General features: G+C 34.6%; 14 protein-coding genes and 1 other annotated feature. Of the genes, 7 read left to right on the top strand and 7 right to left on the bottom strand.

Annotated elements, in window-relative coordinates; translation table 11 throughout:
- Positions 1-244: 244 nt before the first annotated feature.
- Entirely contained in the window at positions 245-1,027 is a 783-nt protein-coding gene (locus JRC48_RS07385; protein ID WP_235068928.1) for a hypothetical protein, read from the bottom strand.
- Positions 1,028-1,571: 544 nt separating this feature from the next.
- On the opposite strand from JRC48_RS07385, the gene JRC48_RS07380 reads away from it, so the two are divergent.
- The 3 genes from JRC48_RS07380 to tpiA all read left to right on the top strand — a co-directional run bounded on the left by JRC48_RS07380 (position 1,572) and on the right by tpiA (position 5,489).
- A complete protein-coding gene (locus JRC48_RS07380) occupies positions 1,572-3,479 on the top strand; it encodes a response regulator (RefSeq protein WP_235068927.1) in 1,908 nt (635 codons plus the stop codon).
- 131 nt (positions 3,480-3,610) lie between these two features.
- Positions 3,611-4,693 (top strand): glycosyltransferase family 4 protein, encoded by a 1,083-nt coding sequence (locus JRC48_RS07375; protein ID WP_235068926.1) that lies wholly within the window; start codon positions 3,611-3,613, stop codon positions 4,691-4,693.
- A gap of 43 nt (positions 4,694-4,736) precedes the next feature.
- On the top strand, positions 4,737-5,489 hold the full coding sequence (gene tpiA, locus JRC48_RS07370; protein ID WP_235068925.1) for a triose-phosphate isomerase: 753 nt from the start codon (positions 4,737-4,739) through the stop codon (positions 5,487-5,489).
- Between the two features lie 89 nt (positions 5,490-5,578).
- Here tpiA and JRC48_RS07365 read toward each other — a convergent pair whose 3' ends face one another.
- From JRC48_RS07365 to JRC48_RS07345, 5 genes are all read right to left on the bottom strand, one after another.
- Positions 5,579-6,040 carry a universal stress protein gene (locus tag JRC48_RS07365; protein ID WP_235068924.1) on the bottom strand — a complete coding sequence of 154 codons (462 nt, stop codon included), beginning with the start codon at positions 6,038-6,040 and terminating at the stop codon, positions 5,579-5,581.
- Positions 6,041-6,332: 292 nt separating this feature from the next.
- On the bottom strand, positions 6,333-6,743 hold the full coding sequence (locus JRC48_RS07360) for a YrvL family regulatory protein (protein WP_235068923.1): 411 nt from the start codon (positions 6,741-6,743) through the stop codon (positions 6,333-6,335).
- A gap of 187 nt (positions 6,744-6,930) precedes the next feature.
- Positions 6,931-9,042 carry an alpha-amylase family glycosyl hydrolase gene (locus tag JRC48_RS07355; protein WP_235068922.1) on the bottom strand — a complete coding sequence of 704 codons (2,112 nt, stop codon included), beginning with the start codon at positions 9,040-9,042 and terminating at the stop codon, positions 6,931-6,933.
- Between the two features lie 291 nt (positions 9,043-9,333).
- Positions 9,334-9,897 carry a class I SAM-dependent methyltransferase gene (locus JRC48_RS07350; protein ID WP_235068921.1) on the bottom strand — a complete coding sequence of 188 codons (564 nt, stop codon included), beginning with the start codon at positions 9,895-9,897 and terminating at the stop codon, positions 9,334-9,336.
- A 1-nt stretch (position 9,898) separates the two neighbouring features.
- Positions 9,899-10,855, bottom strand: coding sequence for a TIGR01212 family radical SAM protein (locus tag JRC48_RS07345; RefSeq protein WP_235068920.1), 957 nt, complete (start codon positions 10,853-10,855; stop codon positions 9,899-9,901).
- Positions 10,856-11,149: 294 nt separating this feature from the next.
- Positions 11,150-11,368 (top strand) — a binding site (T-box leader).
- 293 nt (positions 11,369-11,661) lie between these two features.
- On the opposite strand from JRC48_RS07345, the gene leuS reads away from it, so the two are divergent.
- A complete protein-coding gene (gene leuS / locus JRC48_RS07340; protein ID WP_235068919.1) occupies positions 11,662-14,097 on the top strand; it encodes a leucine--tRNA ligase in 2,436 nt (811 codons plus the stop codon).
- A 558-nt stretch (positions 14,098-14,655) separates the two neighbouring features.
- Here the strand turns inward: leuS and JRC48_RS07335 are convergent.
- Positions 14,656-15,480 carry a Cof-type HAD-IIB family hydrolase gene (locus JRC48_RS07335; RefSeq protein WP_235068918.1) on the bottom strand — a complete coding sequence of 275 codons (825 nt, stop codon included), beginning with the start codon at positions 15,478-15,480 and terminating at the stop codon, positions 14,656-14,658.
- 215 nt (positions 15,481-15,695) lie between these two features.
- On the opposite strand from JRC48_RS07335, the gene clpB reads away from it, so the two are divergent.
- From clpB to pulA, 3 genes are all read left to right on the top strand, one after another.
- Positions 15,696-18,281 carry an ATP-dependent chaperone ClpB gene (clpB, locus tag JRC48_RS07330; RefSeq protein WP_235068917.1) on the top strand — a complete coding sequence of 862 codons (2,586 nt, stop codon included), beginning with the start codon at positions 15,696-15,698 and terminating at the stop codon, positions 18,279-18,281.
- A gap of 161 nt (positions 18,282-18,442) precedes the next feature.
- Positions 18,443-18,811: a hypothetical protein gene (locus JRC48_RS07325; protein WP_235068916.1), complete on the top strand. Its 369-nt coding sequence runs from the start codon at positions 18,443-18,445 to the stop codon at positions 18,809-18,811.
- Between the two features lie 220 nt (positions 18,812-19,031).
- Positions 19,032-23,036 carry a type I pullulanase gene (gene pulA / locus JRC48_RS07320; RefSeq protein ID WP_235068915.1) on the top strand — a complete coding sequence of 1,335 codons (4,005 nt, stop codon included), beginning with the start codon at positions 19,032-19,034 and terminating at the stop codon, positions 23,034-23,036.
- Positions 23,037-23,097 lie beyond the last annotated feature (61 nt).

Genomic DNA, 23,097 nt, shown 5'->3' with positions numbered 1-23,097 from the left:
CTTTCTCACCTTTCTTTTTGGTATACGAATATAATAAACTATCTATTGACCTTATAGTCAATATTTTTAGTGAAAATACGCTAAAAAAGGACGTCAAGCTTTTTAACTATATAAGTCCAGATAAGTTTTTCATATCGGAAAACTTTTAGCTGGACTATAGTCTGCCTCAGTATTAAAGTAATTGCTTAACTAAGACTGATATACAATGATGAAATACATTTCTGTTTCTATATAGACGTCCTTTTTATGTTTGGTTTTGGCCAATCTGTTCTTTTAACCGATCAATTTCTGCTTGTAGTTGATCAATACTGTCGTATAACGTATCAAAGTCATTTTGTTCTGCCTCGTTACGCTGACGGTTAACAATTTCATTTCTACGAGCTGATCGAAAGAGTTCTTGTTCAACCATATTACCAAGTGTGACGCCAATATCAACGAGTGTTCCACCAACAATCTGTCGTTCAAAGACATTGAGTTCAACTCCAATGATAATTGCAACCACCGTAATTACTAAAATATATTCAACTGGATCGAGATTTCCGATGAAGGCAAAGAATTCAGAGTTAGTAAAACCATAACTGTAATTTTGTGAAGAGGCAGAGGCATAATTATACGATGTTCGATGAACAATGGCTGCTCCACTTTGTCCGCTATTTGAAGCACCAGCATTTTGAATAGGAAGGCTACCATTCAGTCGATCGCCTGTTGTTTGAGTGTCGCCAATATTTGCTCCGTCTAACGATTGAAATCTTAAATCTTCTAAACTTATATCATCTGAGAGAATCGTTTGTAGATAAGCGACTAAATCCGCTTCAGAGGGAGGAACTGACTTAGAACTGTCCTCTTTTTTCATTTCACTAGAAGAAGGAGTTAAATCAAGATCGTTAATCATCGATTGCATAACATCTACTTTTTCGTTTAAAAGTTCAATGACATTATGCATATTTTTTTCGAAGTGATGGGAGTGAGTTTTTTTTTGTTTAGGTGATTTAGTGTCTCTGTTTGTTGAAAGTTGTTTTTTTTTCATAGCCCCCTCCTTAACTAGATGATTGCCTTTTTATTGTATTATATGTTCCAAATTTAAATAGAGTCTTGAGAAAATGATGAATAGCATAAAATCCTATTTTAGTCATCAAAAACGAAGACCTAAGTTTCAAAGCAAAGGCAAGATAATGCTGAGAACTTATATCTATATAAAAACAGAAATGTATTTCATCATTGTATGTCAGTCTTAGTTGAACAATTACTTTAATACTGGGGCAGACTATCGTCCAGGGGTCACCTGCCATGCGCAGCATGTCTCCTCCTTTAGTAGGGCACAGGTCACCTACCATTTTCTAAGAAAATGTATCTACCGTTAGTAGGGCATAAAAGTTTTCCGATATGAAAAACTTATCTGGGCTTATATATATAAGGTATTGAATGTTATAGTTAAAACACATATAATAAGAATAACTATAGTAAAATAAGGGAATCCTATATAAGTATATAATTACTTAAATGAGGTAATCATTATATTATTGAATATACTTTGGAAAGTGGGGTATCTGTTTTAAAACAGGGTTAAAAATATGAGAGTGGTAGAAATAGGTAGGTTACAGTTTAGTTCTCAATTAGAAGTGGAAATTGGATCAAAAGATTGGTATTTACAGTTGCTTGATTTAGCGTATGGATTTTTTGAATATCATGTGAGTGAACGGATATGGTATGTCAATTCAGTGATTGAGCAATTATTAGAACTTGATTCAACGACGCAAAAGTCAAATAGTTTATTTAATAATGAGTCCATCAATGAGATTGTTGAAACGTTTTTATTAAGTCCAGATCGTGAATTAACACGAGACGTGTTAATTCGTCATAAGCATCAGCCTTGGGAGACATTAGTTTTAAAATGTGAAAAATTAATTAATGATGTAGGGGAAGTACGTGTTCGAGGTTTACTTTTGGACTTATCGTTTAAAAAGAACCATGATTTAATTGATAGCCAATTACAAAAATTACAAGCTTTAGGTCAATTAACAAGTGGTGTAAGTCATGACTTTAATAATCAATTGAATGGAATTTTAGGTTACGTTGCGCTAATGAAATCAATGACAAATGATGAGACGTTGTTACGTTATATGGATGGAATTGAACGTTCCGTTCGTCATTCGACAGAATTAACTCGTCAGTTATTAGCGTTTTCCCATAAACCTGAAAACAAACGTATGAATATTGACTTAGTTCAAATTGTTAAAGATACAGTTAACATGTTAAAACATACCGTTGATCGTCGAATTAAAATTGAACTAAATATTGAGCCAGATGAATACTTTGTATTAGGTGATGAGTCTCAATTAAATAATGCTATTTTAAATTTATGCATTAATGCTCGTGATGCCATTAAAGGTCAAGGGTGCATAGAATTAACATTAACTCACCATCAATTAGATGAGATACCTGGTAATTTACTAAATACTAATATTACACCGAATAGCTATGCTGTCTTAAAAGTCAAAGACACAGGTTGCGGGATTGATAAAAAATTAATGCCCAAAATCTTTAAACCGTTTTTTACAACGAAAGATGTTGGAAAAGGGACGGGAATGGGATTAGCTAGTGTCGTTGAAACGTTAAGAACGCATAATGGAGCATTAGAGGTAGATTCGGTTGTCGGAAAAGGAACAACCTTTACAATTTATTTACCTATTAATCATGGAATTGAAGAATTTGTTAATGAAGAATCTGTTCCACGCGGAGTAGGGAATATTTTATTAATCGACGATGAATTATCTAATTTAGAAATTACGGAAGCGTTACTTGAAAGCTTTGGATATAGTGTTAGTGCATTTTCTGATCCGAAGCAAGCGATTAAACATTATGCTAAAACATTTAGTCAGTACGATTGTATTTTATTAGATGTTATTATGCCAGGCATGAGCGGAGTAGATGTCTTTAAGGCCATTAAATTGATTAATGCAGAAGCTAAAGTTATTTTATTAACTGGGGTTAGTGAGCGTTTGGAACTAGATTTCGTATTGCGTCATGGAGCTGATGCCTATGTTCCAAAACCAGTTGATCATTACACATTATCAAATGGGGTTTATAGTGTGTTAAATTCTAAGCCTGTAGAGGTTAAACCGATGAAGGCTGAACAACTCATCGAGATGAGCTCGATGCTTAACATTTCTTATGCATTAGAACGTATTGCTGGGAATGTGCGTCTATATTTGAGAATTGCTCATAACTTTAGAAAACATTTTTATATGATTAATGAGCAGTTGCCACAACTTATTGAATCAAATATTTCAGAAGCGATTCGAGTAGTTCATACGATTAAAGGATTAGCTGCTCAACTTGGAGCAGACGAGCTTTATGAATATAGTCGTGAACTTGAAAAAGCTTTAAATGATGAAAATCCATGTGAAGATATTTTAAGTATTTTTATGGAGGAGTTTATGGAAGTTGTTGATGAATTGGCTCGTATTGAAGGAAGATAGATTGAGACTGTACTTTAAAAAGAAGATACCGTGTAAATAGTGAGAGAAACTGATGAGATTTTTGTGGGAGACTTCATTTGGTTGCCTAGATATGGTATAATAGCTTAAAAATTTAACCGTGAGGTGTCACTATGATTTACTTATTAGTCATCATGTTTTGTTTCATAATTGCCGTATTAGTTACGCCTTATGTCATGAAACTTGCTTATTTTACAAAGGCAGTTGATCAACCGAATCAGCGAAAAGTCCATCATCGGATTATGCCGAGAATGGGAGGATTGGCGATTTATGTTTCCTTTCTACTAGGATATATGATATTTAGAGTAAAAGGGTATGCTCTTAATAATGCTGAGATTGCCTTCATTGATGCCTATTTCATTGCTTCCTTTTTAATTGTTGTCACAGGAATGCTTGATGATATGTTTGAATTACCTGCTAAGCCTAAAGCTCTTGTTCAATTAGTAGCCGCTTTGATCATGGTTTTATATGGTGATTTCATGATTGATAAAATTTATTTGCCGTTTTTACCCGTTATCGATTTAGGATGGTTAGGTATATTTGTCACTATTGCTTGGATCGTTGGAATTACTAATTCAATTAATTTAATCGATGGACTAGATGGGTTATCGTCTGGAATATCGGCAATTTCTTTTGGAACGATGGCAATTTTAGCTGCTTATCAAGGAGAGTTATTTGTAGCCATCATGTCTTGTTTATTGCTAGGATCGACACTTGGATTTTTAGTTCATAATTTTCATCCTGCTAAGATTTTTATGGGGGATACGGGTTCATTATTTTTAGGATTTTCGGTTTCTGTCTTATCGTTACTAGGATATAAAAATGCAGCTTTTGTATCATTTATCGTACCGATTGTGATGTTATCTGTCCCAATTTTTGACACAGTTTGGGCGATTATTCGCCGAATTTTAAATGGGCAGTCTCCGTTTGAGCCTGATCGTGGTCATGTCCATCATCAGTTACTTGATCGAAATTTAGGACATGTTAAAAGTGTACTTGTTTTATATGCAATTGCAGGTTTATTTTCATTAACAGCTATTTTATATACGATGACATCTAAGTTTTATGGTTTAGTGATGTTAGTTGTTGCGATGGTAGTGGTGGAACTTGTCTTTAATACAACGGGATTATTTCGATCAAAGCTGAAAACAAAGGATGAGGGGCAAGAACAAAATGAACAGGAAAAATCATCATAAGAGGGAGTATTAAAAAATAAGATGAAATAATGAGGTGTGGGGAATGAGAAAACCGATTATTATAGGGAATTGGAAGATGAATAAAACGCGTAATGAGGCTTTAAAATTTATTTATGCTATAAAAGATCAGGTGGTTTCAAATGATCAAGTCGAATCAGTTATTTGTGCGCCATTTCCATATTTACGTTGTTTAGTTAAACGTCAAGGATCTTCCTTACGTATTGGAGCACAAAACATGCACTTTGAAAAATCAGGAGCTTATACAGGAGAAGTATCAGCGGATATGTTAAGCTTAATTGGTGTTTCTTACGTGATTTTAGGTCATAGTGAGCGTCGTGAGATGTTTAATGAAACTGATGAATCAGTCAATAAAAAAGTTCATGAAGCTTTGACTCATCAATTAACGCCAATTGTTTGTGTTGGAGAATCATTAGAACAACGTGAAAATCATACGACAAATCAAGTCATTGAACAGCAAACAGTAGCTGCTTTATCAGGATTGACTGTCGATCAAGTGAAAAAAGTCGTTATCGCTTATGAGCCGATTTGGGCTATTGGAACAGGACGTACAGCAACAGCAGAGCAGGCGAATGAAACGATTGGCTATATTCGTGAAGTCGTTGAGCGAATTTACGGAAAAGAAGCTGCGAATGCTATTCGTATTCAATATGGAGGATCAGTTAATCCAGCTAATATTAAAGAGCTTATGTCACAAGAGCACATTGACGGTGCTTTAGTTGGAGGAGCCTCTTTAGATCCAAACTCATTCTTATCATTAGTGAATTATGCAGATTAGTTAAAAGAAGTGATTCTAAGCAATTAGAATCACTTCTTTTTTAATCTTTTAAATAAGAAAAGGCTGTATCCAAACGATACAGATTTTTTCTACTTATTTCCACCGATACGAATGACATTGACATCACATTTAGCGTGTTTAACAATATCTAAAGAAACACTTCCTAGTAAAAAGCGGTCAAATCCTGATTTATTACTTGCTCCACAAACAATTAAATCAACTTCATAACCAGGTGCAATAACTTCAGCGATAGCAAGCCCAGGAGAAGAACTATAGGTTTGAACAATTTCAATCTCTTTAATATTAGCTCTTAGGGCATCTTCTTTATATTTTTCTAACGCTTCATCCATATATTGTGCAAAATCTTGTTTAAAAATATGGGTCGTAGATAGCATTCCTGTTGGGTCAATTGGTGTATAGATAATGGTGTTTTTTTTGATATGACAAATGGTTAGTTTTGATCCGAATGCAACTGCAGTTTCAACCGCAGACTGAAAAGCTAATCGAGACTTCGCACTGTCATCAACGGCAACTAAAATGTTTTTATACATAGCAGGATCCTCCTTTGATAGGTCACAACGTTTATCTAAGTCTTGAAAAGAATTTGCAAACTTAGAATGGTACTCATGATTTGAGTTTTTATGACTCACATAGATTATAGTGGATTCCCTAAGCTAAGTGATAAAGCATTTTGACTTTAACCACTAGTTGGGTGATGAGTTAAACATGGAAAAACTTATCGCCACTTAACAATCTAATTTTATTATACATGTAATTTGAATAAAACGCTAACATCATCTACCTTTATTTGGTATATAATTAGTATATGATAAAAAGGAAGCATTATGCTTCCTTTTTATCATTTGTATTCATTTCAAGAACAGCAGTAAATATTAGAATTAAAATTGAAAAGGTTATTTCACCAACGTTTGAAAGTATGATGCCAGGATACCATTCATCAATATAGTGGGTAATAAACAACGTTAAGAAAAAGTCTAAGATGTATCTAAAAATTAAACTTATTCTTGAATTCCAAGAACAAAGATAGGTGAATCCTTCAACAACCATTTTTCCCACACATTCCGCTATTAAATCAATGGCAGCAATGATGAAAATAAATAAAATGACTTGCCAACGGCTGTGGTATTGAATTCCACTTAAATAGAGCATAGCAATGAGGGGAAGAGTGATCATGAGTAACAATAAAGAGCTTACGAGACTAAAAAGAGCAACTTTTAAAAGACGTTGTGACATATAATTTCTCCTATATGAAAGCAGTATTTATTTGAAAGAGATGGATTTAAATAAGTCGCAAGATTATAAGATCAGAGATTGAACAGATATAAACCTTATGTATTCACCACAGGTAACAGTTTTACAGATGAGTAAATGATGCGACAATAAAAAAAGGTAACATGGTGAGATGTTACCTTTCATTATATCATAATTTAATAATTTTAACTTCCCCTGGTTGAAGATGAAGGTGTAAATTTTGATGATAGTCAAATTCGTGAATATCACGTGGCCACTCATGTGTTGAGAATAATAGTTTTCCTGTACACCAGTTATTTTTTGATTGCTCACGTAAATTCTCAAGATGAACCGTGACATCAATTGGTGAGTACATTTCTGTACTTGCAACAATAATGAAGACATTATCGTTATGATGACCGCGTTTTCCTTCTTCAATATAGCCAAATCCAATCGCAGGATCACTTAATTGATCAAATCCTAATCCAACAAAGTTTTCAATGTTTGTAAATGTTTTGATGTGATCTTGACGAATTTTTGAGACAACCTCTAAGATGTCAGGTAATTCCCAACGCATATGGTTCAAATAATGAAGAGCAAATTTATCAAATAGTGCTAACTTTCCAAAATAACGATCATGTTGTGGTAACATATATTGCTCATAGTCGCGGCAATCTAGACCTGTATTCATTGGTTGAGTTTCATAGACTTCTTGTCCTGAGTTGATGAATGGAACACCATTAGGCATGAACATATTCATAATCGTTAACATTTTTGATAACGTGCGTCCACCATCCCTTGCAGCTAAACGAGGCGTATCGTGTGTTTCTCCTCCAGCAAAAACTGGACATGGTAAATGACGAGATTCATACATAAAGTTGTGTGTACGATGTTCGTAAACACGAGGTTCTTGATAGAATCCATAACCGATAATCATATTATAGCCATTATCTCTTGAAACTTTTGCATTTTCTTCTTGTAGTTCTTCAGCAATGAAACAGAAGTCTTTATCATTGATACGTGCATTAGCAATGATACGATTGACAAGTTCTGATGGAAGGGCATGCCCCATATCAATACGAGCCCCATCAATACCGTACTGTTGTTGATAATGAGGAATGATGTTTGATAAAGTGGCCCATAACCCTTCATTAATGACATGACCTTTATATAAATTTGATTTGATGGTATCAAATAAAATATATGGAGGTAACTCTTGTCCCCCTAAATATTTTTGGCTTTCAACCGGATGATCGAGATACATTCTGAAGAATGTTATATCTGTCCATGGAGGTTGAACATCATTAATGTGATCTGAGAAAGCAGGCGCAACCGTTAATCCAAATTCACGACTCACTAAATCTAAAATAGAAGCACCTTCTGTTTCATGATATTCTTTAACGACACGTTCCCATTTTTCAGGGTCAATGATGTTTGGTGCATATGAAAACTTATGAATATGATTCCAAACAGATTCAGAGGCATAAACATAAGGTAAGTATTCTGATTTTGGTGTTAAAGTACTTCCAAGTCCAGGAACATGTGGTGGATAATATTCGTGGAAAGTATCGGTGTAAACCCAGTAGAACCAATCCGGATGTTCTAAAATGAGGTCACTTTCAACTGAATTTGTTCGAGGAATGATATCAATCATGACTTTCATATCTAAGATATGACAAGCTTCTACAAACGCTTGAAATTCTTCTTCCACCGTCATTTCTGACCCTGTCATATTATCTTTTAGACTTGGATCAATTTCGAAGAAATTACTCACACCATAAGGTGATCCGAGTTCTCCTTTTTTATCTTTTAATGAAAATTTTGAAATCGGTAGCATATAGACGGTATCCACGCCCATTTTTTTAAGAAGTGGTAATAAAACTAATGATTTAACAAATGTCCCTGTTTCGTTTAAATCATATAAGTTATGATTTTCTAAATCGCCACTTCGGTCATGGTCCCAAGCCGTTGATGTTCGGACCATCATGGAATAAACAACCGAATCTTTAATCCAGTCTCCCCCTAAATAACCTGGCTTATCTTCATAAGATTGGTTGATGATACTTAATGATTGATTATAATTCACGTCATCTTTTGCTTTTGGTAAGATGTATGATTCAATCACTTCGCTATAGAAATGATATGGATTAACGATGAGTTCCCCCCAACTCGTACGCACCATTTCTTCTCCTTGATAACCCCAGGCATTCCATAAGTCAGGAATGACGTAGTTATAAGTTTCGTTTTTATGATCATGTCTTTTTAAGATATCTAATAGTTTTTTTAATCTGCTGCCCCTCATTACTTATTTTTCCTCCTTTTCCGTATCTATGCCAACATTATAGCATCTAAAATGATGAAAAAGTAGAAATGTCATAGTTTTGAAAATAGGTTGTAATCGGTTACCTGATAGGACGAAGGGTTCTATCGTTCAGGTATTAGTAGAAAAATGCTGATACATGAAGAATCGGTAGATCATAGGTAATATTCGATAAAATTTTTAGATAGGTGAGTGTAAGAAGTCAGATTACGTCTAAATAAACGTATTGTTTTTTCTATTGGAGGAAATAAAAAAACTACCATAAGGTAGTTTTTAATGTAATTTTTCAATGGCGACGATAAAAGGTGCTGTTTTGCGATTGATGAATTGATAGGTTAAAACTTGAGTGGTTTTAGGATCGAGTGTTTCAAAGCATTGCTCTAAGTAGTGACGCTCAAGCTTTCCTTCGTCATGACCATGATAAATGACTAAAATAATAATGCCATTCTTTTTTAATAAGCCTAACATATCAGTGACAGCTTTCCATGTTGTTTCACCATGAGTTGTAATGCTTTGATCACTACCAGGAAGATAACCTAGGTTAAAAATAGCGGCACTAATGGGTTGTTTAACATAGTTTAAGACGTGTTGATGACCATCATGAATTAGGGTGACATGATTAATGTGTTCTTCATTAAGTTTGGCTTTTGTACTAGTCATCGCTTCTTCTTGAACATCGAAGCTATAGACATGACCGGTTTGACCCACTAGTTCAGCTAAAAATAAGGTGTCATAGCCATTACCAGCAGTTGCATCAATGACAACATCACCAGAGTTTACGGCTTTTTCAAGTAATTGTTTTGAAAACGGAAGAACGCGTTCTAATGTTTGTGCCATTTTAGTTCTCCTCCTGTTTTTGATAAAGTCGACCTTGATAAGTGTTTCGCTCTTTTAAACGATCGTCAATGACATTTAAAACTTCCCATTTTTTTAAACTCCACATTGGGCCAACCAGTTCTTCACGAACTGCATCTCCTGTTAAACGGTGGATGACCATTTCAGGTGGTAGAACTTCTAATTGATCAACGATGAGGTCAACATATTCATCTTTTTCCATGAGACGAAGCATTCCTTTTTCATACATTTTGTGCATCGGTGTTCCTTCAATGACGTGAAGTAGATGAATTTTAATTCCTTGAACATCGAGGTTGGCAACCGCTTTAGCTGTTTCAAGCATCATCTCGTGTGTTTCATTTGGAAGACCATTAATAATATGAATGATGACATCAATGTTTTTATCACGTAATTTTTTGACACCATCGACTAATGTTTGATAATCATGACCACGATTAATCAGTTTTCCGGTTTGATCATGCATGGACTGAAGCCCAAGCTCCACCCATAAATCGACTTTTTCATTTAACTCACCTAAATAATCGACGACATCATTAGGTAAGCAGTCAGGACGAGTTCCGATCGAAAGGGCAACAATATTAGGATCACATTCTAAAACCGCTTCATATTTACGCTTTAACACATCAAGCGGTGCATGCGTATTTGAAAAAGCCTGAAAATAAGCGATATAACCTGCTTCTGGCCATTTTTGATGCATCATGTCTTTCACTTGATTGAATTGCGTTTTTAAATTATCTTCTGGATTTCCAGCAAAATCACCACTACCTTTTGTACTACAAAACGTACATCCACCGTATTTCACCGTTCCATCGATATTAGGGCAAGTAAAACCAGCATTAATCATGACTTTAAATATTTTTTGATGATATTTTTCACGTAAGTGATAGTTTAATGTGTGGTATCGCTTATCAGCATAACTATATGGAAAGGGATGATTCATTTCATTTTCCTCCTAAGACTTAAAAGCACATCATTTTTAAAGTTGATGATGTTCTATTTGATTTCTTCATTTTTTGTGAATGTTAGGGATGAAGCACTGCTATGTAAAGAGTTAATTATCTCTATGAAAACGATCTGAGTCAATGAAGATGAAGCAGTGCTTTTTTCTTATTTATTTTATCATAGTTATCTAAGGGTGGCACGAGATATTATTTTATGTCATTTTTTCACCCTCTTTTATTAAAAAATCTTGTATTTTAGCAAAGGTTTGATATAATTTTTTTAGAATAAACTTATATGAACCGTGAAGAGGACTAGTAATAAGGTTAGACTTGTTGTAGAGAGCGAATGGTCGGTGAAAATTCGTATGAGGCACTTATGAACTCACCTCGGAGTTGCAATTGTGAACTAAAGTAATGATTGCCGTATTCTTGCGTTAAAAGATGAAAGAGGTAAGAGACTACTTTTTAGACTCTTGCAACTAAGGTGGTACCGCGTCTATAACGTCCTTAGAATAGTCATATTCTAAGGACTTTTTTTGTTAGTTGAACTATACACACAGTGAAGCAACGCGTTCTCCTTAAATTTTTGAGTGAGGTGGAGCCAAACTAAATGGTGTTATATTGCCACCTTGTTATCTTTATAAGGAAGAATTGCTTATAAGTTTATAGGAGTTAATCCATTATTTTGAATTTATGAATAATTATAGCTAATTAGTCACAAATTAAGAAAAATATGGGTTTGAGTATGTCTTTTAGGCAAGGCATTTTGTTTAGCTTAAAAAATAGATTAATGGAGGTAATAGTTATGGCATTTGATCACAAACAGATTGAAAAGAAGTGGCAAAATTATTGGCTAGAAAATAAGACATTTAAAACGTCTGACGATCAGTCAAAACCTAAATATTATGCACTAGATATGTTCCCTTATCCATCAGGAGCGGGACTTCATGTTGGTCATCCAGAAGGATACACAGCAACAGATATTGTGTCTCGTATGAAGCGCATGCAAGGATACCGTGTGTTACATCCAATGGGATGGGATGCATTCGGATTACCAGCTGAGCAATATGCATTAAACACAGGAAATGATCCTCGTGAATTTACAGATGTTAATATTAATACGTTCCGTAACCAAATTCAATCATTAGGATTCTCTTATGATTGGGATAAAGAATTAAATACAACGGATCCAAAATATTATAAATGGACACAATGGATTTTCACACAATTATACAACATGGGATTAGCTGAGATTAAGGATATTGAAGTAAATTGGTGTGAAGGATTAGGAACGGTTTTAGCGAATGAAGAAGTTTTAAATGTCAATGGAAAAATGGTTTCTGAGCGTGGAGAACATCCGGTTATCAAGAAGCCTATGAAACAATGGGTACTTAAAATTACACATTACGCAGAACGTTTACTTGAAGATTTAGAAGGATTAGACTGGACTGAAAGTATCAAAGATATGCAACGTAACTGGATCGGTAAGAGTGAAGGGGCGTTAATTAACTTTAAAGTAGATGGAACAGATGCATCATTTGATGTCTTTACAACTCGTCCAGATACTGTGTTTGGTGTGACATATGTTGTTTTAGCACCAGAACATCCATTAGTAAATGAGATTACAACGCCTGAATGTCAAGAAGCAGTTGTTGCTTATCAAGAAGCTTCAAAAGCAAAATCTGATTTAGAGCGTACAGAATTAAATAAAGAAAAAACAGGAGTTGCAACAGGAGCCTATGCAATTCATCCAATCACGGGTGAAAAAGTGCCAGTTTGGATTGGAGATTATGTCTTAGCAAGCTATGGAACGGGAGCTGTTATGGCGGTTCCAGCTCATGATGAGCGCGACTTTGAATTTGCTAAAAAATATGACTTACCAATCAAGCAAGTCATTGAGGGAGATATTACTGAAGCTGCCTTTACCGGAGACGGTGCGCACATTGAGTCAGACTTCATTAACGGAATGAATAATGTAGATGCTAAAGCAGCTGTTATTGAATGGTTAGAAGCAAATGGTGCTGGATCTCGTAAAGTTAATTATAAATTACGTGATTGGTTATTCTCTCGTCAACGTTATTGGGGAGAACCATTCCCAGTCATTATGTGGGAAGATGGAACAATGTCAGTGCTTGAAGCAGATCAATTACCACTTGAATTACCAGTGATGGATAACATCAAACCATCTGGAACGGGTGAATCTCCACTTGCTAATGCGAAAGATTGGTTAGAGGTTGTACGCGAAGATGGAGTCAAAGGTCGTCGTGAAACAAATACGATGCCACAATGGGCAGGAAGCTGCTGGTACTACATTGGTTACATCCTAAAACAAGGTGAAGACTATGTTGGGTTAAACACGGAAGAAGCTAAACAATTATTAAAAGAATGGTTACCAGTTGACTTATACATCGGTGGAGCAGAACATGCGGTATTACACTTATTATACGCGCGCTTCTGGCACAAAGTCTTATTCGATTTAGGAGTCGTTGAAACAAAAGAACCATTCCAACGTTTATTCAACCAAGGAATGATCTTAGGTGAAAACAATGAGAAAATGTCAAAATCTAAAGGAAACGTTGTAAATCCAGATGATATTGTTGAATCTCATGGGGCAGATACATTACGTTTATACGAAATGTTCATGGGACCTCTTGATGCAGCGATCGCTTGGTCAACTGAAGGATTAGACGGAAGCCGTCGTTTCTTAGATCGTGTTTGGCGTTTATTTGTGACTCCAGAGCACACATTAGCTGAAAAAGTAGTGACTGAAAATGATGGAAAATTAGATAAAGTTTATCATGAGACAGTGAAAAAAGTGACTGAAGATTATGAAAAATTAAGCTTCAATACGGCCATTGCTCAAATGATGATCTTTATTAACGAATCATATAAAGCAACAAGTATTCCACGTGAATACGTTGAAGGATTTGTTAAATTATTAAATCCAATTGCTCCACATATGACAGAAGAAATTTGGTCAGTTTTAGGTCATGAAGGAACTGTTTCATATGAAGCATGGCCAACATACGATGAGTCAAAATTAGTTTCTGATACGATTACAATCATTGCTCAAGTTAATGGTAAATTACGTGCTCGTATTGATGTGCCTGCTAACATTTCAAAAGATGATATGTTAGAAGTAGCAATGGCTCATGAGAACGTTCAAAACTTCGTTGCAGGAAAAGAAATTGTAAAAACAATTGCCGTTCCAGGAAAATTAGTAAATATCGTTGTTAAATAATAAAATTAAAAAATCTCACTTTTTAAGTGAGATTTTTTTAAGTTAAAAATTAGATTATATATATATGGCGAAAAACTTTTAACATGATTTGAAAAGGACTCTTATCATAGAGAGTGTTTTGATATAAGTTCTTTCCAGAATCTTTTTTACTATAGCTAGTATATAGAAAAAAACATGAATTATATTTCGCCTTATATATATATAAACAGATAAGTATTCTACATCTAAGGTAGGCTATCAAAACCAAGGACTACTTGCCGTATCAAGACATTTTATAGTCCAGGGGTCATCTGCCACAATGTCAACAACTTAGTGAGCATAAACAAGTTTAAATTTGGAATGATTTCAAATCAAGCGACTATCATTCGCTCGAATAGTTGACATTTAACCTATCATTTTGCTAGAAGAATATGTTTTGATTTTCTTAAGTTGTTGACATTGCACCTGCCATTTTCGAAGAAAATGTATCTACCATTAGTAGGGCTCTAAAAATTTTCTCTGAAGAAAATTTATCTGGACTTATATATAAACAGTCACCGCTAGTAGGTAACTATTTTGTTATTTTTTAGGAGTTAAAATATATTCGTGAATGTAGTGAGCGACACCACTTTCTTTGTTCGATTTTGTGGTTGTGTTAGCCACTGCTTTTAGTTTGTCGATGGCATTATCCATTGCAATTCCTGTTCCAGCGTAGGTTAACATTTCAATATCGTTATCTCCGTCTCCAAAAGCTATGATATCTTTTTGTTCAATGTTAAAATATTTAGCTAATTTTTCGATAGCTGTTGCTTTATTTGTATCGGATTTAAAGACTTCAATAATATTTTTATTGTCTCCATCCCAGTTACGACACGTGATAATATCTCCATAATTTTCACGTAAGAAATCCATTACTTTTTGAGCATATCCATCCTTTGCTTCTAGTAAAAAGCCATTTGGATGTTCATCTAATGTTTCTTTAAATGGTCCGTATTTAACGGATGTACATGTTTCAATATGGAACCAATCACGGATGGTATCTCCTTGATGTAAGACATATAAGTGATCCTTATATTCGCAAAAAGCATTGACGATATAATCTTTTAACTCTGAATCAAATAACGTCACAATGACTTCTGTTGGAATTTGAGCGACGATATCTTCGAAATTTTCATCAGATGGATGATGTATATAAGCTCCATTAAAGTTAATAATAGGTGTATCTAATCCTAACTCCTTATAAAAGTGTAACGATGCACGTGCCGGACGTCCTGTTGCGATAACGACGATGTGTCCCGCTTCTTTAGCAGCAATTAACGCTTCTTTTGTTTTAGGATCAAGCATTTCCCAATTTTGTAATGCTGTTCCGTCTAAATCTGTGACAATCAATTTCTTTGTTTTCATTGAAACACCTCCGTTTTACTATGATAGCATAGATAGATAACATGTCAAATGAACTTGTAAGCTTGTCGCAATTTGGTGATTTTGATTAAAAAGTGTTAATTTCAAAATGAGAAACGTTCACATTGCAAAATTATTAGCACTCTTATTGACTGAGTGCTAAAAAGGTGATATGATAATATCATCATCCTAGATGATATAGAAATGGAGTGAGTTTAATGAATATTAATAAAATGACTGAAAAGTTACAACAGGGCTTAGTTAATGCACAGTCTCTTGCAACTTCATTACAACATCAAGAGATTGATACCCCGCATTTATTAAGTGTACTACTACAAGATAATGACGGATTAGCTGCACGTGTTTTTTCAAGAGCAGGTTATCCGATTCAGGATATATTACAAGAATTAAAACAAATTTTAGATAAAAAACCATCTGTAACGGGTGCAACAGGTGATCCTTATGTATCGGCCGATTTAAATCGTGCGTTATTAAAAGCCGATGATTATGCTCGTGCATGGAAAGATGATTATTTATCGATTGAACACGTGTTACTAGCGATGCTTGAGTCAAAAGACTATCAAATGAAGCAACTCATTAAAAAATATGAAATTAATGAAGAACATTTAAAAGAAATTATTTCACAGATAAGGGGGAATTCACGCGTGATGACTCAAAACCCAGAAGCAACATATGAAGTATTAGAAAAATACGGACGTGATTTAGTAGAAGATGTTAAATCAGGTAAAATTGATCCGGTGATTGGGCGTGATGAAGAGATTCGTCGAGCAATTCGTATTTTATCTCGTAAAACAAAAAATAATCCCGTTTTAATTGGCGAACCTGGGGTTGGTAAAACAGCGATTGTTGAAGGATTAGCTTGGCGTATCGTTCGTCAAGATGTTCCAGAAAGTTTAAAAGATAAAGTGATTTTTGAATTAGACTTAGCAGCATTAGTTGCAGGGGCTAAATATCGTGGTGAATTTGAAGAACGTTTAAAAGCCGTTTTAAATGAAGTGAAAAATAGTGAAGGACGTATTATTTTATTCATTGACGAAATTCATACGATTGTTGGAGCAGGCCGTACTGATGGTGCGATGGATGCAGGTAACTTATTAAAACCATTACTTGCTCGTGGAGAATTACACTGTATTGGAGCGACAACATTAAAAGAATATCGTGAATACATTGAAAAAGACCCAGCATTAGAAAGACGTTTTCAAAAAGTTCAAGTCAATGAACCAACAGTTGAAGATACGGTTTCAATCTTACGTGGGTTAAAAGATCGTTTTGAGGTACATCACCGTGTCAGTATTTCTGACCGTGCGATTGTCGCTGCAGCTACTTTATCTGATCGATACATTACGGATCGTTTCTTGCCGGATAAAGCGATTGACTTAATTGATGAAGCATGTGCTACGATTCGTACAGAAATTGACTCTTTACCAGAAGAAGTCGATCGTATTAGTCGTCGTGTGACACAGCTTGAAATTGAAGAGGCAGCATTAAAGAAAGAAAAGGATGAAAACAGTAAGCAACGTTTAGAGGCGTTACAAAAAGAGTTAGCAAATTTAAAAGATGAATTAAATGTTTTAAAATTACAATGGGAAAAAGAAAAACAAGCGATTCATGGTGTGGCTGACCTTAAAAAAGAATTAGAAGGTGCTCGTCGTTCATTGGAGGAGGCGCAAGCGCGCGGTGAATATGAAAAAGCAGCAGAATTACAATATGGAAAAATTCCAAGTTTAGAAAAACAAATTGCTGAAGTTGAAGAAATGCAGCGTGATGAATCAGGAAAAGAAACTCGCTTACTTCGTGAAAATGTAACAGAAGAAGAAATTGCTGAAATTATTTCAAGATGGACAGGGATTCCCATTGCAAAACTTGTTCAAGGTGAGCGTGAAAAATTATTAAACTTAAAAGAAGAATTAAAACGTCGTGTCATGGGACAAGATGATGCGATTGATTTAGTTGGTGATGCCATTATTCGTGCTCGTGCTGGAATTAAAGATCCACATCGACCTATTGGTTCATTCTTATTCTTAGGACCAACGGGTGTTGGTAAAACAGAAATTGCAAAAGCTTTAGCAGAATTTTTATTCGATAGCGAAGAACATATCGTTCGTATCGATATGAGTGAATACATGGAGAAACATGCGGTCTCTCGTTTAGTTGGAGCACCTCCAGGTTATGTTGGATACGAAGAAGGTGGACAATTAACAGAAGCTATTCGTCGTAAACCTTATTCAATTGTTCTATTAGATGAAATTGAAAAAGCTCATCCAGATGTGTTTAATATCTTATTGCAAATTCTTGATGATGGACGTATCACTGATTCACAAGGACGTACGGTTGACTTTAAAAATACAATTATCATTATGACATCAAATATTGGATCAAACATTTTACTTGAAAACTCTGATTTTGAAGAGGCTCAAGAACAAGTATTAGAAGTTTTACGTGATTACTTCAAACCAGAGTTATTAAACCGTATTGATGAAATCATTACATTTAATCCATTATCAGAATCGATTATTTATCAAATTGTTGATAAATTTATTGCTCAATTAAATGCCCGTTTAGCTGAACAACGTATTACCGTTCAACTAACAGATGCTGCTCATGCTTATATGGCTGAAGCGGGATTTGATTCAATTTACGGTGCACGTCCATTAAAACGATTCATCCAACGTACACTGGAAACAAAAATTGCACGTGCCTTAATTGCAGGTGAAATTGAAATGGATACAACCGTTATCGTTGATGCAGTAGATGGTGAAATTGTTTTATCTTATGAAAAATAGTCATAAAAAAGTTCATTGGGCTTTTCGCTCAATGAACTTTTTTTATTTGAATGATTTAAGATAATTTTAAGGTATGGGTGATAGACTACACTTAACACCATTAAAATGAAAGAGATGGGGGTTAGGGTGAAATTTATTCATGAATTAATTAGGAGGATATTATGAAAAAAAGTAATCAGCAAAAAGTTTCAAAACTGGCATTAGGATTGTATATTTTATCATTTTTTATGTTAGTGATGACAGGGTATTCTGTCTATAACTGCTACATCTATGTTGCGTCAATTGTTGAGCAAGGATTTGTTATTTCTGAAAATTTAAATGATACGATTAGTTATTATCTTTCAAGTGTTACTCCATATGCTTTTTATACGATTTGTTTAGGAGCTATGGCTTATATTGTTCAACAAATGAAGAAAATTGTCACGCTTCAATCAAAAGAGGTTGTAGAGATTGAGCCAGTTTTACAAGAAGCTGAAGAAACTGATTTGAATTATGAAGCATTAGTTAATGATTTATCTGTAGAATCCTAAGATAAATGAAAATTTGCTAACTGAAAACTTTATTTTTATACTGAATAGATTGTTTATTATTAAACACTTAGATCAATAAATTAGAAATTAATTTATCGATCTAAGTGTTTTTTCTAATTTAACAAGAAACCGGTTACTGAATTGATTTGATAAAAAAGGACGGGTTTCAACACATTGAAAGCGCTATAAAAATAATGAAGGCTAAATAAGGGGGGATTAGATGCAATATTTTAAAAGATGTAAGAAATATATTGCTAGTTTATTGGCAATAGCAATGCTTATGTCAACGTTCACACCATCTTTGCAAACTATTTTTGCACAAGATCATGATCAAGAGGTAGGAATTAGTGAAGTTGTAAAAGAACAAACATTAGAGAAAAATCAAGAACGAGTAAATGAAGTAACTAGCAAAATAGATGAGACAGGGGAAGTTTACACGTTAACCATTCACTATCATCGTAACAATCAAGACTATGAGGGATGGAATATTCATACGTGGTCAACAGGTGTTAGTGATGGAGACTATGAATTTACTTCAGAAGACGATTTTGGTAAAATTGCAACTTTTGACGTAAAAGAAGGATCAACGGTTGGTTACATTATTAAAAAGGGTGACTGGGAAGATAAAAATCATAGTGAAGATCAGGTCATTCAGGTAAATGAAGATATGGAGATATGGGTAACAGAAGGGCAAAATGGTTATACCGAGTATGAACCTAACTTAGATGCACTAGACGAGACTCCTATCAATCTTGTTGTTCATTATGAGCGAGAGAATCAAGACTATGATAATTTTAGGTTGTACACTTGGGGAACAAGTGATGACACACATCAAGACTTTGATTACGATGATTCGTACGGGAAGACAAAATTATTTTCATTTGAAAGTTTACAAGATGTAAAAAAATTCGGATTTATTATTTATAAGGAAGTTGAAAATCAAGAATGGCATGAAAATAAGGATGGAGGAGATAAAAAGAATATCAATCTCGATCAATTAAAATTAATCACTAATGTTGATCGATATGTAGCCCACATTTATGTTAAAGAAGGTTCTGATCAGATTAATTATGAGAATCCAAATGAAGAAATAGGTGCTTACTCAACTGTTACTCTTCATTTTAATCGTCAAGATGATGATTATACAAACTGGGATGTCTGGACATGGAGTACAGGGGCTGAAGATGGAGCACATGGATTTGAACATGAAGATGATTTTGGACGTGTTGTTGAAATTAAAGTGAAAACAGGAAATACATTAGGATATATTGTAAGGAAATCAGATTGGTCAGAGAAAAACTATAGCGATGATCAAACCCTTAAAGTTTTAGGAAATACTGAGATTTGGGTTAATGAAGGACAAAATGGATTTGATGTTGTTGGACCAAATGGAAATCGACAAGAATTACCTCAAGCTCCAGTGGTCGATGTTGTTCCTGATGAAGAAGCGGAGTTACAAATCTTTGTTCATTACTATCGTTACTTAGAAGATTATAAAAATTGGAATGTTTGGGCTTGGGGAGACGGACAAGAAGGATATGGTTATCCTTTTGTCAATTCCGATGAGTTTGGCCAAGTTGCGAAAATTAATTTAAAAGATTTAAATCAGATTGAAAAAATCGGATTTATCATTCGTAAAGGCGAGTGGTCTGAAAAAGATATTGATAAAGATCGCTTTATTGACTTAACAAAAGCAGTAGAAGTTAATGGAAAGAAACAGCTTCATGTTTATTTATTACAAGGAGAAGAAATGGTTTATTATACCCCAGATATTGATAAAACGACACCGTTAAGTGGAGCTACCTTCACAGATTTAAATGCATTAAAAGTAACGGCTCCTATTCCGTTTGAGAATACAGAAGGAGTAACATTGACGGATAAAGAAGGAAATTCATTAGAAATCGAAGATGTTAAATTAAATAAGGATAAAAAGTGGCTTAATATCACGTTAAAACAAGAGATTGAAGTAGGAGAGGCCTATTATATTAAAAAAGAAGGTTTTAAATCAGCAATTCCTGTTCAATATTATGGAGTATATGATAGTGATGCATTTAATGAGTTATTTTACTATGAAGGAGATGACTTAGGTGCAAACTATAGTGCTTCTTCAACGACGTTTAAAGTTTGGGCACCAACAGCTCAAGAAGTGAGTTTGCAACTTTATCGTACGGGTCATAAGGACGACTTGTATCAAGAATCGGTCATGACAAAAGGAGATAAAGGTGTTTGGGAATTAAAAGTTGATGGAGATTTGAATGGTGTTTATTATACTTATCAAGTAACAGTTGGAGACAATACCGAAGTAGCAGTTGATCCATACGCTCGTACAGTTGGTGTTAACGGATTAAGAGGAATGGTAGTTGATTTAGATACGACTGATCCGACGAATTGGTTAAGTGATGTGAGTCCTGAATTTAGTGGAGAAATAACAGATGCTATTATTTATGAGCTACATATTCGTGATTTATCGAGTGCAGCTAATTCAGGAATTAAAAACGTGGGAAAATATTTAGGATTAACAGAGACAGGAACTAAAAATGAGGAAGGATTAGCAACTGGACTCGATCATCTTAAAGAAATGGGAATTACTCATCTTCATTTATTACCTTCATTTGATCATCGTTCGATTGATGAAACAAAATTAGATGAAGCACAATTTAACTGGGGATATGACCCACAAAACTATAATTCACCTGAAGGTTCTTATTCAACAGATCCTTATAATGGAGAAGTTCGAGTGAATGAATTTAAACAAATGGTTCAATCATTACATGAAAATGATATTCGTGTGGTTATGGATGTCGTCTATAATCATACAGGTGCAACGGCAGATTCAGACTTTAATAAAATTGTGCCAGGTTATTACTATCGTCAAAATGAAAATGGATCTTTTTCGGATGGTTCAGGATGTGGAAATGAAACAGCTTCTGAACGTCTAATGATGCGTAAATTTATGATTGACTCAGTCACTTACTGGGTAAATGAATACCATGTTGACGGATTCCGCTTTGATTTGATGGCATTACATGATGTAGAGACAATGAATGCGTTAGAAGAAGCATTACATGATATCGATCCAAATATTATTATTTACGGAGAAGGATGGACCGGTGGTGGATCACCCTTACCAGATGAAGAGGCAGCTTATAAAGGCAATGCTAAAGAGACACCTAATATTGCTTATTTTAATGATGATATGAGGGATGCGATTAAAGGGAATGTCGGAAATGATTGGGAAGCTGGGTATATTAATGGAAATACGACTGATTATTTTTATGAACGTTTGAAATTTGGAATTGTTGGTTCTATTTATCATAATCAGGTAGGTGGAGAGTGGATAGGCCGTGATTGGGCAGCTAATCCAAGTCAATCGATTTCGTATGTGTCTGCACATGATAATAATACGTTATACGATAAATTGCTCGGTGTTCAAAAGGCAGCGAATGGCGATACATCTGTGGATTATATTAAAGGGCTTCAAAAACAAGCAAATGCCATTGTTTTAACGGGACAAGGAATTCCATTTTTACATGCTGGAGTAGAAATGATGCGCTCAAAAGCTGGAAATCATAACTCTTACAATAGCCCTGATGAGGTTAATCAAATCGATTGGTCATTAAAGTCAGAAAATCAAGATGTAGTAGATTATTATAAAGGATTAATTGAATTACGTAAATCTAATAAGGCTTTCCGTCTAATGACACAAGAAGAAGTTCAAGAAAATTTAACGTTTAATGAAAAAGTAGATGAAGAGGTTGTAGCGTTTATTTTAAATAGTTATGAAAAATCAGCAGATAAAATTGCGGTCATTCATAATGTATCCGATGAAGTTAAAACAGTTTCTTTAGGAGAAGCTGGGAAATGGTCGATTGTTGTAAATGGTGAGGAAGCGGGAGTTAAAGAATTAGAGCTAGTTGAAGGAGATCAAGTGGAAGTAGCACCACATGCTTCATATGTATTAATGTTAAATTATACAGAGCTAACTCAACCAGAAACACCAGGGACAGAAAAACCGGAAACACCAGAGACAGAAAAACCAGAAAGTCCAGACACGAATCATCCAGATTCAAATCATTCAGATGGTGATCAATCAGAGTCAGATCCAGTTAATCCTAATCAACCACAAACAGGACTTCATCAACTAACCATTATTGGGTTAGGAAGTATGCTATTAATGAGTGGAGCGCTTATTTATTATGTTGGACGCAGAAAGAAAGTGAAATAGACAAAAAAACACTGAGACAAGTGATGTTTCAGTGTTTTTCTTTTGAGAGTATACTTCTTTA

Source organism: Turicibacter sp. TJ11, assembly GCF_021497505.1.
Classification (GTDB): Bacteria; Bacillota_I; Bacilli_A; order MOL361; family Turicibacteraceae; genus Turicibacter.
Note: the sequence above shows the minus strand (reverse complement) of the source record. Positions and strands in the feature narration are given on the sequence as shown.

What these genes read in the sequence shown, in the direction of transcription:
- JRC48_RS07385 (WP_235068928.1), bottom strand. Translation starts at nt 1,027, where the DNA reads ATGAAAAAAAAACAACTTTCAACAAACAGAGACACTAAATCACCTAAA.
- JRC48_RS07380 (WP_235068927.1), top strand. Translation starts at nt 1,572, where the DNA reads ATGAGAGTGGTAGAAATAGGTAGGTTACAGTTTAGTTCTCAATTAGAA.
- JRC48_RS07375 (WP_235068926.1), top strand. Translation starts at nt 3,611, where the DNA reads ATGATTTACTTATTAGTCATCATGTTTTGTTTCATAATTGCCGTATTA.
- tpiA (WP_235068925.1), top strand. Translation starts at nt 4,737, where the DNA reads ATGAGAAAACCGATTATTATAGGGAATTGGAAGATGAATAAAACGCGT.
- JRC48_RS07365 (WP_235068924.1), bottom strand. Translation starts at nt 6,040, where the DNA reads ATGTATAAAAACATTTTAGTTGCCGTTGATGACAGTGCGAAGTCTCGA.
- JRC48_RS07360 (WP_235068923.1), bottom strand. Translation starts at nt 6,743, where the DNA reads ATGTCACAACGTCTTTTAAAAGTTGCTCTTTTTAGTCTCGTAAGCTCT.
- JRC48_RS07355 (WP_235068922.1), bottom strand. Translation starts at nt 9,042, where the DNA reads ATGAGGGGCAGCAGATTAAAAAAACTATTAGATATCTTAAAAAGACAT.
- JRC48_RS07350 (WP_235068921.1), bottom strand. Translation starts at nt 9,897, where the DNA reads ATGGCACAAACATTAGAACGCGTTCTTCCGTTTTCAAAACAATTACTT.
- JRC48_RS07345 (WP_235068920.1), bottom strand. Translation starts at nt 10,855, where the DNA reads ATGAATCATCCCTTTCCATATAGTTATGCTGATAAGCGATACCACACA.
- leuS (WP_235068919.1), top strand. Translation starts at nt 11,662, where the DNA reads ATGGCATTTGATCACAAACAGATTGAAAAGAAGTGGCAAAATTATTGG.
- JRC48_RS07335 (WP_235068918.1), bottom strand. Translation starts at nt 15,480, where the DNA reads ATGAAAACAAAGAAATTGATTGTCACAGATTTAGACGGAACAGCATTA.
- clpB (WP_235068917.1), top strand. Translation starts at nt 15,696, where the DNA reads ATGAATATTAATAAAATGACTGAAAAGTTACAACAGGGCTTAGTTAAT.
- JRC48_RS07325 (WP_235068916.1), top strand. Translation starts at nt 18,443, where the DNA reads ATGAAAAAAAGTAATCAGCAAAAAGTTTCAAAACTGGCATTAGGATTG.
- pulA (WP_235068915.1), top strand. Translation starts at nt 19,032, where the DNA reads ATGCAATATTTTAAAAGATGTAAGAAATATATTGCTAGTTTATTGGCA.